A 10,375-nucleotide genomic window follows, 5' to 3' on the forward strand; every position below is an offset into this window, starting at 1 on the left:
AGCCCTTCGAATGCAGGCATGCGAATTGAAGTATACTGACGTTATTTCGTCTGCGATAATTCCGACCTCAAATCCGCCGGTTGCATCGGCATCAATTATTGTCGTGCTCCAAGTTCCCGACTCTCGAGACGACAAATAAAGGCCGTCCTGCTGTCCGATATGGGCAATGTAAACGTCGCCGTCATCAAGAACGCCGATCGCGGAGTGCGAATTCGTGTGCCCAGGACCAGCGAGTTCGACATTCCAGTCCCCGGATTGGCCGGTGATATAATTCACGCCGGAGTCTGAAAAAGCGCTTATATGTATAGTGTCGTTGTCATCGACAAAAACGTCGTGACTAGAGTTGTAATCGTCTGTAATTAAATCAATTGACCACGTCCCGTTTGATTCAAGTGCTTCGTAAAAAATACCTCCAACAAGGTAGTAATAGATTCCAATGTCACCGTTGCCGAACACTATCATTTTCTGATCGCGTCCCGTATCGTGGCTGGGGTCGACGACGATGCTATTCCCCCATGTGCCATTTTCCCGCACCGCGAATCGTAAATCGCGGTTCGGCCAGTCCTGCCAAGCCGCGTAAACCAGCCCGTTCGCCACGGCGATCGAAACGTATTCCCACGCTTCATTTGCCGGGTCGATTTCCTCATCGAGCCACGTCCCGCCGGCGTTGGTCAGATACCGGACGTGGTACTTCGGCACGCGACTTGCGTAGATGATGTGGAGATCGCCGGCGTCGTCCACCGCAAACGCGGACCCGCTCATCCCGTCGGCCGTCACGCGCGACGTGACGGAATTGGCTTCGCTCGTTCCATAAGAGACGTTGATTGAGCGGTTCGTGACGGAACCCGGTGCGAAGGACGGCACCGCGAAATTCCCGTTTTCGCAGGCCTGCAAGCGAAGCTCCGACGCCTTGTCGAAGATCTTCTTCGACGTCCATTTTCCGTTCTTGAACGTCGAGGAATGCAACCCCAGAAGCGTGTCGTCCGGGTCGTCCTGGTCCTGCGGTCGCGTGTAATACATGACTGGTGACCCATTCGCCGTGAGCGAAAGCTGCGTAAGGAAGCCGGCCTCGAACATCCCGAAGTAATCGTTGTGGTAAATCCACGAGTCGCCGGACTTCTCGGCAACATGTGGGCGGATCACCCATCCATCAAACGCGTAGAACGAGACGTAAACCTCGCCCGCGCTGATCGCCAAAACGCTCGGGTCCGTCGGCTGCGCGCCGGAGATGAGCGTCGGCTCAAAATCACCCGATATGTTTTCGAGATAGTAGAGGGCTCCGTTGGCCCAACCGGGATTGCTCTTGGCGCCGGCCGTCACCACGTGAACGGTGCCGTCGCCGGCCACGTCGATCGCGTTTTCGTAGCCGACCGGGATGCCCGCGCCCTGCTCCGTCAGGAGGATCGTCGTCGCCCACGATTCGCCATCAATCGAATACCCGTAACGCACCGATTGATCGTCCTTGTCGTGGTGTAACCACACAACGTGTACGCTGCCCGCCGGCCCAATCGTAATGGCCGTCGACGCGTCCCACAGCGACCTCGATACGTTTGACAGGCCAATGAAAGGCATCGTGTCTAGCGTCGAGAATGCCCACGGCCCGCCGGGAACGCCGCGCGAGTATTTCACGGCGCGGTTCCAGAGATCGGTATAGAAAAAGTGGAAGACGCCGTCCGCATCGATGACGAAGCGCGGGCCAGCCGTCATGGTGTCCACCGTCTCGAACGTCCAGTCGTCCGGATGCACCTCGCCCGCCGCGAGATACGCCGCGTCCAGAAAATACAGACGCAGGTCGCGCCCGAGCGAGATCGCAAACCAGAGATTGCCTTCCCCGTCGATACGCAGGTCCGCGCCGCGATCCGAGTAACCGCTCGCGATGAGCGTGCAGATCACGTCGCCGTCTGGTGTCGTGAATGGTGCGTGGCAGCCGGTCTGTGGCGATGGGAATTCCGAAAGACCGTAATCGACGAAGTTCGAGGGCAATTCCACGCACCCCGCCGCCAGGTCCTCGTCGAAGTCGATCAGTTCCGTGTCGTCGTCAGCCGAATCGTCGTCGAACGTATCGTCATCGATTGTGTCGTCGTCTTCCGAATCATCGTCGCCGCTGTCGTCATCCGCGTCATCATCTATCGCCGAATCGTCGTCGTCCGCGTCGTCACCGCCGGACGAATCGTCATCGTCCACGTCGTCGTCAAAAGCGGAATCGTCGTCCGCCGCCGTCGTGTCATCGTCGTCGATCGGCGTCACGCCGTCGGCCAGAACGCTATCGTCGTCATCTTCGCCGCACGAGCAGCCGGGAAGCGCAAGAATCAGCGGGAGCGCGAGAAGGAGGAGCGTAGCGAGGCGGGCGACGTACACGAGGGGGCGAGAAGCGCCTTTTCGCCGCTCGCTCAATCGCCACCATTTTCCGGCGACGCTCATAAACCCCACCCCGATTTGTAAAACGAATATGATCCTACGGTACGGGTCGTAGCAAGCGGTATTTTGGCGGCGAATGCCGCGAATTCTCATAACCATCATCTGCTACTCCAATCGCCACGAAATCACCGACGATTTCGCGTGCGTGCGGAATTTTTGCGGAATGATTCAACGCGGGCCGTGTCCGCGGAGAGCGGAGCGCAGGAAAGGCCGCGCGAGTGTCCGTGCGGAGCGATCGGGCCGCAAAATGTTGACACCCCAAGAGAGCGCGTGCTAACGCTCGTCAGCCTGAAATTCCTTGATGAAATTGACTGGCCGAAGGCTCGGCGCCGGCGCCAGGAGCCGGAGAAGGAGAGGGTGTGCTGCGAAGAATCCTTCGGGGGCTTCTTGTCCTCCTTTTGTGTCCGCTTGCGGCCGAGGCCAGCCAGACGTTCGTCCCCGCCGACTACGGCCTGACGGCGCGCGGCGTCGCGATGGGAAACGCCATGACGGCGGTGGAAGGCGACGGTTCGCTGATTTACGCAAACCCGGCCGCGATGGCGAAGACATCGAATTCGTATACGAACTTCGGTTACATGATGGTCGCGCCGCGCCTGCAGGGCGGCCCCAAGGGGGACATGGACGAATTCGACGAGGGCAACAATTTCGTCCTGACGAACCTCGTCCTCAATTTGAATCCGCTTCTCAAGGCCGACCGGCCGCTGGCTTTCGGGCTGTCGATGTATTTCGACCGCAACATGCGAAGCCTCATCCAGTTCGTGGACGTGGAAGATCCCGACGGGCATTTCTACCGCTACGGACGCACCAGCACGATGGCGACCAACACGCTCGGCCTTGGCGTCACGGACTGGTTGTACGTGGGCGGCGGCGCGCTCATCACGCTGCGCGGCGAAACGGATTTCAAGGTCACGACGGACCTCGCGGGAAACACGTCCGACGAGGGGATGATCCTCGACGCGCGGCTGTATTATTCGCCGGTCGCGTCGATTTTCCTCGATTTCGAGCGCGTCGATATCGGCGTCGCGTATCACGGAGAGAACTACGGCTATTTCGGCGATATCGTCACGGACGCGCAGGCGAATGTCGGCGATTCGCGGCTCGCGGACCTGCCGCTCGTGCTGCAATTCCAGGACACCTTCGTGCCGACGAACGTCGCCGTCGGCGCGTCCTTCAAAATCACGGACGACTTCCTCGCGGCGGTCGAGGGCACCTGGTATCACTGGGGCCGGTTTGATGAACAGGTTTCGAGCAACGATCTGCCGCGCGAGGATATCGACATCGATTTCGTCGATACCTACGTTCCGCGCGTGGGTCTCGAATACCACCTCACCGAAAGCCTGCCGGTGCGCGCCGGCTACAGCTATCAGATGACGCCGATGCGCAAAGCCGGCAGCCGCAACAACGTATTCCTGGACAACGACCGCCACGTCGGGTCGTTCGGGCTCGGCTACACGTTCCAGGATCCGCCGGTGTTCGCGACTCCGGTGTCGATCGACGCATCGTATTTCCACATGTACCTCGTGCCGAACGAAACGGAAGTCGCCGGCGGCGCAACATACGAGAGCGAAGGGAACGTGAACGGCGGTATCGCGTCGCTCACGCTTCGCTTCTAGGGTCCCCGCATGAACGCACGCCGGTTGACCGCGTTTCTCGCCGCCTTGTTCGCCGTTGCCGCTTTCGCCGGTTGCGAGATCGAAAGCCGCACACCGCTGCCGGAGCCCGAAAGCGCGGCCGAGTTCCGCGTGATGGCCACCGTCCCCCCGGACGGCGCCCGGGAAACCTTCCTGTCGAGCGGCGTCATATTTCACTTTGACCGCCAGATCGACACCGGCTCGCTCTCGGCGGAGTCGGCGTCGATCGTGCGTATCGACGAAAACGGCGACGCGGTCGAGGAGGTTCCGGTGCTCGTGCAGGGCGCGGGGCCGAACGTCATTCTTCGTCCCCTGTCGCGGCTTCGCCCGGCTTCCCGTTTTCGCGCGGCTGTCACCGATCAGGTGAAGGACGAATTCGGCCGCCGTCCGCTTCTGGACGGCGGGCGCGTTTCGCTCGAGTTCACGACGCGCGCCGAGCGCGTGCAGCAAGGGCGGGATTTGAGCGTTCGCTCCGTGTATCCGCCTCCCGGCGGAGATCTGTTCGATTGGGCGACATTTCGGGTGTACTTTTCCGAGCCGATCGAGCCGGCCCGCGCGATTTATGGCGAAAACGTCATGCTTCGCGCCCTCGGCGACGATTCGCCCGTTCCCGCGCAAATGCACGTCGTGGGAACGCAGATCGTCATCGACCCGGAATCGGATCTCGTGCCCGGACGCAGCTACGAGCTCGTGATCGGCGCCACCCTGCAAGACGCGGGCGGCGAAACGATGGCCGAGGACGCAACGTATGCGTGGGTCGTCAGCGATACGGCGCCGCGCGCCACACTGGCCGTGGAGCTTTGCCCGACGCTCGGCGATCGCTCCGGTTGTCCGCCGCTCATCTCCGCGTCGAAGCTCGAACGCTCGATTTATACAGACGAGGGTCAAAACACGATGATCCTCGATTCGACCCTTCTAGGCCGAGAGTCCGTACCGATGTCCGGGCGCCTTGTCGTGGAACTCGCGAACACGGCGATCGACAAGGATTCGATCCCGATTCTGATCCGCAAGGGCCAGAAGATGTACGGCGAGAAGATCGAGGCGATGCTCGGCGGCGAGATCTCCACGGGTCTGAAAACGCGCGACATCACGGCGACGACGCTCACCGACGCCTATGGCTTCATGCAAAGCTCCGCCGCGCAGGGTGGCGCCGCCGACGGCGAGGTCGCCGTCCAGGTGATGCTCGACGTGGCGATCAACACGGGCGATTCCGCTTCGAACGCCCAGATGGCGCAGAACATCATGGGGCTGACGCTGACCGGGCGCGCCATCGTGATTGGCGACGAGCTCGTGATGGACACGGCCGGATTCGGCGAGCTGAACATTCTCGGCGAGAACATGGGCGTCACGATCTCGCTTGGGCTTCGCCCGCCTGCGACGTCCGCGCTTGGGGCCGTCGCCGACTCTACGGGACCGCTTCTCATGTCGGTGTCGCCGGGCAGCGCGTCGAATCTCGCGCGGCTCGGCGATCCGGTCGTGCTGGCCTTCAATGAGCCCGTGCATCCGCAGGAGGCCGTGAGTTCGATTCATCTCGCAGACGCGAACGGCGATCCGGTGAGTGCGAACGCGGCCGTGGACGGCGGCAAGGTGACGCTGAAGCCGCGTTGGCCGATGGACCCGGACAGCGAATACGTTGTGCGCGTCGAAGGGCGCCTGCCGGACGTCACGGGCAACCCCATGGGCGTCGAGCGCGTCGTCCGTTTCCGGACGGGCGCACCCGAGGTCAGCCTTAGCCCGCCGCTGCTCGGCGCGACGGACCCGGGCGTGAACACGCAAGAGGCCTTCCCGGCGCATCTGCCGATTCAGGTCTATTTCACGCAGCTCATGGATCCGACGACGATCGTCCTTGGCGACACCGTTCGCGTGACCGACGACGATTCGGGCGAAGACGTTCGCGGCTGGCTTCGCAAACGGTGGACGGGCTTTCAGTTTTTCCCGAACGAGCCCTTCGAAGGGGGGCGCACGTACCGCCTCACGATCACCGATGACATCACGAATATCGCGGGCATCGCGCTCGATCTGAATCGCGATCGATTCCCGGGCGGCGGGGCGGGACAGCCGGAGCGATCCTTCCGGTTCACGGCCGCGCCCGCGGACGAAACCGTGCCGGTGACGTTCGCGCTCGTGCCGTTCGCCGATCGCGACGGCTCGGGATTTCTCGAGGGCACGGAGACGCCGACCGACGACAATCTCTTCGCCATCGAGCTTGGCGGCCTGCTCGACCCAAGCTACGTCTCCGGTTACATGATCGCGCACATTGGGGCTCTCGGCTTCGTCAATGACGAGCCGGTCATGCCCATCGCGCTTTCGGACGGCATTGTCCTGTACGCCACCGGGACTTCGATCGACTTTTCGAAGATTTCCCAAAAGGCCGACCTCGGCCCGTTTGACACCGGTCGGCTCACGATCGAGGCCGACGGCGCCGGCACCGCGAATGTGGTGGAGGCGCCGGGCGGCGGCGCGGCGCGGATGCTCATCGAAATGTCGACGCTGATTTCCGCGGAGGGCTCGTTCATCGACGGGCTGCTCGCGGACCGGCTCGCATTTTCCGCGATCGGCGACCTGTCGTTCGACGCGAGCGGCCCGATGGTCGCGAACATCACGGGCACGACGTCGATCGATATCACGATCCCCATCGTGAACATCACCCTGCCGGTGCCGACGTCGATCAATCTCCGCGCCCAGAGCGTGTCGCCGTAGGACGTCAGCCGCCGATCGTCGATGGGTCGATGCGCACGGAGTTCGAAGCCGCGACGCCCGCGTCTTCCACATAAACCGCGTACTCTCCCGGCGGAAGATCCGGAAGCTCGACGCGCAGCCGCGAAGCGGTGAAGAGCGTCGATTCGGCGGTTGTCTTATTCGCGCCGCTTTCGAACACCACGGTCGCGGGGTCGGCCAACGCGGCGAATTCGCCGTAAAGATCAAGCTGCGCGCTCGCGTCATCCGAGAGGTATACGACCGAGCCGCGAACGAGCGCGGCCAGCTCCGGCGGCACGGCGCCGGGCGCCAGCACAAGGGCGATGTCGAAATCCTGCCCGGCGCGGCGCGGATCGATGCGGACGAAAGCGCTCCAGCCATCAACGGTCGATGCGTACAGCGTTCTTCGTGTTCCCGTCTGAAATTCGACCGAAAAACCGCCGTTCGCGTCGGAGGTAATTTCGTATTGTCCTTCCGCGCCGGTTCCCGATCCGGTGTAGTTCGGCTCGATGCCCGAATCTTCAAACGCGTTCGACATGCGCCTCAACTGGCCGAAAACCTGCGCCCAGGCGGTCGTTTCGATTTCGACCGTTCGTGGACCCGCCACAAGATCGAGCGTCGCCGTACCCGAATACGCGACGTCGGGGCCATCGGGCGGAAGGCGTTTGTCGAAAATATCGACGGCAAATTGGCGTTCGGGTCCCGCGGGAACAACCAGATCGATTTCCACCGGCTCGACGTCCGGATGGCCGAGCAGCGAAGCGCTTGCGATCACGGGATCCATGGCCTCGGCCGTCACCGTGACGACAACCGCGGACAGGTTCTCGGCGATGTCGGCGGGCGCGGCCAGCGCGACGCGGACCGAAGACGCGGGGAGCGGCGAGGCGTCCGGATCGTCCACGACGCACGCGGCGGCGACGGCGGCGAGCAAGGCGGCGGCGATGGCGAGGGCGACCCGCGTCATTTCTCTTCGTCCTTTTCGCCTTTGTCGGGCTTCAGGATGCGCCGGCCCTGCCCAAGATCGATGATCACATGCACGTTGGCGTCGTCGAGAATCTCGCCGGGGTGGCGGTATCGTACCGAATCCGGCGTCGTGTCCTCCGGCAGCACGATATCCGGCCGTTCAAAGTCGCGTTCGGTCCGCGCGTAGGCGTCAAATTCGGCGGCGTCGTCTCCGAGGCGCGAAGCGGCCCCGCCGCCGAAGCCGTAAGAGGCGATCGGCAAGTCTCGCAACGGGTCGTCCCCAAGCCTCGCCGATGTGCCCGGGCGCATATCGGCGGCGGGGGATTCGTCGACGTGCGTCGCGGCGAGCAGCTCCGCCGCGAATGGAGGCGGCGCCGTGCGCGGGATCGAGGGAAGATGGTCTTGCTCGACGACGCACCACTCGCCCGGCGCGACGGTGAAACGCACGTTGGATCGCGACGCGTGCTCAACGTCCGCCTCGCCCGCAAGGGTCAAGACGCGGGTCGTTCCCGCGTTCGCGTCGTGAGCGATGACGACGTACCCCCCCACCGTCCTGACGATCGCCGAGGGCGTCCGGACAAGGACGGTGTTGCGGGTGCCGGAGGCGTCCAGAACCCGTACGGCGCCCCAGGTCAGTTGCAGTCGGCGGTCGCTTTCGCGGCCGGCGGCCGGGGGGTACGCGTCGATGAGAAGCTGCGTGTCGTTTCCCAAGACGACGCGCGTTCGATCGTCGAACATGAGGATCGCGCGGCCGTCGGTTGCGGTCGTCAGCGTATCGAGCGGTTTGACGAGAACGCCGGCGGCTAGGTGAATATCGGGCTCGCTGGCTCGGCGCGCGACGGCGGCGCCCAAAGCCGTGGCGACGCGCCCGGCCGCCGAATCGGTTTCGCGCCGCTCGGCGTCGGCGTGCGCCGTAGGAGCGCAAAGCAAGACGCCCACGATCGCGGCCGTCAAAACGTGTCGCATGAGCGGCATCTTAGCACCGCCGGCCGTTTAGCCGAAGGCATCGATGGAGGACGCGCCGACGCCGGTCCAGTGCATCATGAAAACGATGTAAACGGCGGAGAACAAAAGCAGCGTGAGCACCCCGAGGGTCAGGTGCACGAATTTTTGCCTCGGCTCCATCGTTTCGCGCCCGGATGCGGCGGCGGTATAGACCAGAAGCACGAAAAGCACGGCCAGCGCGATGCGTTGTTTTTCGCCCGTGTCCACGAATTGCATCGCGAGGAAATAGACGGCGTAAAGAAAGGCCGAGGCCGGCCCGCACGCCCGGTGCAGGATACGCGAGACCTCGTTGCCCGGCGACGCCATGCGGACAAAGCCGGTCGCGACGCCGAGGATGACGGTGAGGTAGCTGATCGTCAGGAGGATGATGAGCATGTTCGCTTCCGTGGCCGCGCACGCGGCGCGCGAGAGGTTTGGCGGGCGGCCAATATGGCGGTGAGCCGCGTTTTTGACAAGCGCGTCGCGACCCTGCTCCGTGCATCACGTCCCGGTCGGGTTGGTTGCGTAAACGTTTTCGGGATAAACCACGGGCGCGACGGCGACCGACGCCGTCTTTTTATAGGGGACAGTCACCTATTTTTTTGTTGACCGACCGCGCGATCCATCGCAGCATGCCGCCATGCCCCGCGTCGCCCGCATCGTCATCGAGGGATTGCCGCACCACGTCACGCAGCGCGGCAACAATCGCCAAGACGTCTTTTTCACGGACACCGACCGCCAGATTTATCTCGACCTGTTGCGCGCGGAGACGCGGCGTTTCGGCGTCGCGGTCATGGGCTACTGCCTGATGACGAACCACGTCCACCTGATCGTCATTCCCGATAATGCCGCCGGCCTGGCGAAAGCGATGGGCCGCACGCACTATCGCTACGCCATGACGATCAATCGTTTGCATGGGCGAACCGGCCACCTGTGGCAAAATCGATTCCACTCCTGCCCGCTCGACCGCTCGCACGCGTGGGCGGCGCTGCGTTACGTGGAACGCAATCCCGTCCGCGCGAAGATGACGCGCGTGCCGTGGACGTATCCGTGGTCGAGCGCGAACGCTCACAGCGAAGGCACGGATCCGCGCCACGTGCTTGACCTCGACGAATGGGCGCGCCGATCCGCCGGCAGCGACTGGAAGGCCTGGCTCACCGAACACGACGACCCCGAACTCATCGCAAAGATGCGCCTGAGCACGCACACCGGCCGCCCCCTCGCGTCCGACTCCCTACTCTCCAAACTCGAATCCACCCTCAACCGCCGACTTCGCCCAATGCCCATCGGAAGACCGAAGGCCGGGCCCAATAAATAGGTGACTGTCCCCTATTTTCCTTCCAGCATCGTCCTCATCACTGTATTCCCAAAAAGTGGACGATAACTCCCTACGCGTTGAAACGCAACACGGTTCGTCGCCGCAACTTGGAGTGCAATAGTTTGCGGGCGTTTCGCCATCCTCTGGGTCAAATTGCAGCGCATCCGACGACGCCTTCATTCTCCCGTCGATATAGGTGTCGGTCATGGGAAGACCAACAGTTCTAATCCCAAGGGAGTTCCCCCGGCTTTGCCGGGGAGGCATCCGTAGTTTGACAGTTCCGGAAGTCGTCCAGTGAACTCCGGTTCGTGAGCCACCCAAGGCAACGCGAACGAGGAGAACACATGGACGACCTGGCGAGCTT

The 10,375-nt window shown here is 62.9% G+C and carries 7 protein-coding genes; 3 read left to right on the forward strand and 4 right to left on the reverse strand.

What is annotated here, in order from left to right; all coding sequences use genetic code 11:
- Positions 1 to 2,358: hypothetical protein (locus K8I61_16980; protein ID MBZ0273736.1), on the reverse strand; the 2,358-nt coding region annotated here is incomplete at its 3' end.
- Between the two features lie 419 nt (positions 2,359 to 2,777).
- Between K8I61_16980 and K8I61_16985 the strand changes: the two genes are divergently transcribed.
- Positions 2,778 to 4,031 carry an outer membrane protein transport protein gene (locus tag K8I61_16985; protein ID MBZ0273737.1) on the forward strand — a complete coding sequence of 418 codons (1,254 nt, stop codon included), beginning with the start codon at positions 2,778 to 2,780 and terminating at the stop codon, positions 4,029 to 4,031.
- Between the two features lie 9 nt (positions 4,032 to 4,040).
- Positions 4,041 to 6,749 carry an Ig-like domain-containing protein gene (locus K8I61_16990; GenBank protein ID MBZ0273738.1) on the forward strand — a complete coding sequence of 903 codons (2,709 nt, stop codon included), beginning with the start codon at positions 4,041 to 4,043 and terminating at the stop codon, positions 6,747 to 6,749.
- Between the two features lie 4 nt (positions 6,750 to 6,753).
- On the opposite strand, the gene K8I61_16995 is transcribed toward K8I61_16990, so the two are convergent.
- The 3 genes from K8I61_16995 to K8I61_17005 are packed head-to-tail and all read right to left on the reverse strand — an operon-like array spanning position 6,754 to position 9,089.
- A complete protein-coding gene (locus K8I61_16995; GenBank protein ID MBZ0273739.1) occupies positions 6,754 to 7,710 on the reverse strand; it encodes a hypothetical protein in 957 nt (318 codons plus the stop codon).
- Complete coding sequence (locus K8I61_17000) at positions 7,707 to 8,684, reverse strand: FecR family protein (protein MBZ0273740.1); 978 nt, start codon at positions 8,682 to 8,684, stop codon at positions 7,707 to 7,709. Before K8I61_17000 ends, K8I61_16995 begins: the two co-directional genes overlap by 4 nt.
- Before the next feature lie 18 nt (positions 8,685 to 8,702).
- Positions 8,703 to 9,089 carry a hypothetical protein gene (locus K8I61_17005; GenBank protein ID MBZ0273741.1) on the reverse strand — a complete coding sequence of 129 codons (387 nt, stop codon included), beginning with the start codon at positions 9,087 to 9,089 and terminating at the stop codon, positions 8,703 to 8,705.
- Between the two features lie 244 nt (positions 9,090 to 9,333).
- Between K8I61_17005 and K8I61_17010 the strand changes: the two genes are divergently transcribed.
- Positions 9,334 to 10,011, forward strand: coding sequence for a transposase (locus tag K8I61_17010; protein ID MBZ0273742.1), 678 nt, complete (start codon positions 9,334 to 9,336; stop codon positions 10,009 to 10,011).
- Positions 10,012 to 10,375: the final 364 nt, after the last annotated feature.

It is taken from the genome of bacterium, from assembly GCA_019912885.1.
Taxonomy (GTDB): Bacteria; Lernaellota; Lernaellaia; order JACKCT01; family JACKCT01; genus JAIOHV01.

What these genes read in the sequence shown, in the direction of transcription:
- K8I61_16990 (MBZ0273738.1), top strand. Translation starts at nt 4,041, where the DNA reads ATGAACGCACGCCGGTTGACCGCGTTTCTCGCCGCCTTGTTCGCCGTT.
- K8I61_16995 (MBZ0273739.1), bottom strand. Translation starts at nt 7,710, where the DNA reads ATGACGCGGGTCGCCCTCGCCATCGCCGCCGCCTTGCTCGCCGCCGTC.
- K8I61_17000 (MBZ0273740.1), bottom strand. Translation starts at nt 8,684, where the DNA reads ATGCCGCTCATGCGACACGTTTTGACGGCCGCGATCGTGGGCGTCTTG.
- K8I61_17005 (MBZ0273741.1), bottom strand. Translation starts at nt 9,089, where the DNA reads ATGCTCATCATCCTCCTGACGATCAGCTACCTCACCGTCATCCTCGGC.
- K8I61_17010 (MBZ0273742.1), top strand. Translation starts at nt 9,334, where the DNA reads ATGCCCCGCGTCGCCCGCATCGTCATCGAGGGATTGCCGCACCACGTC.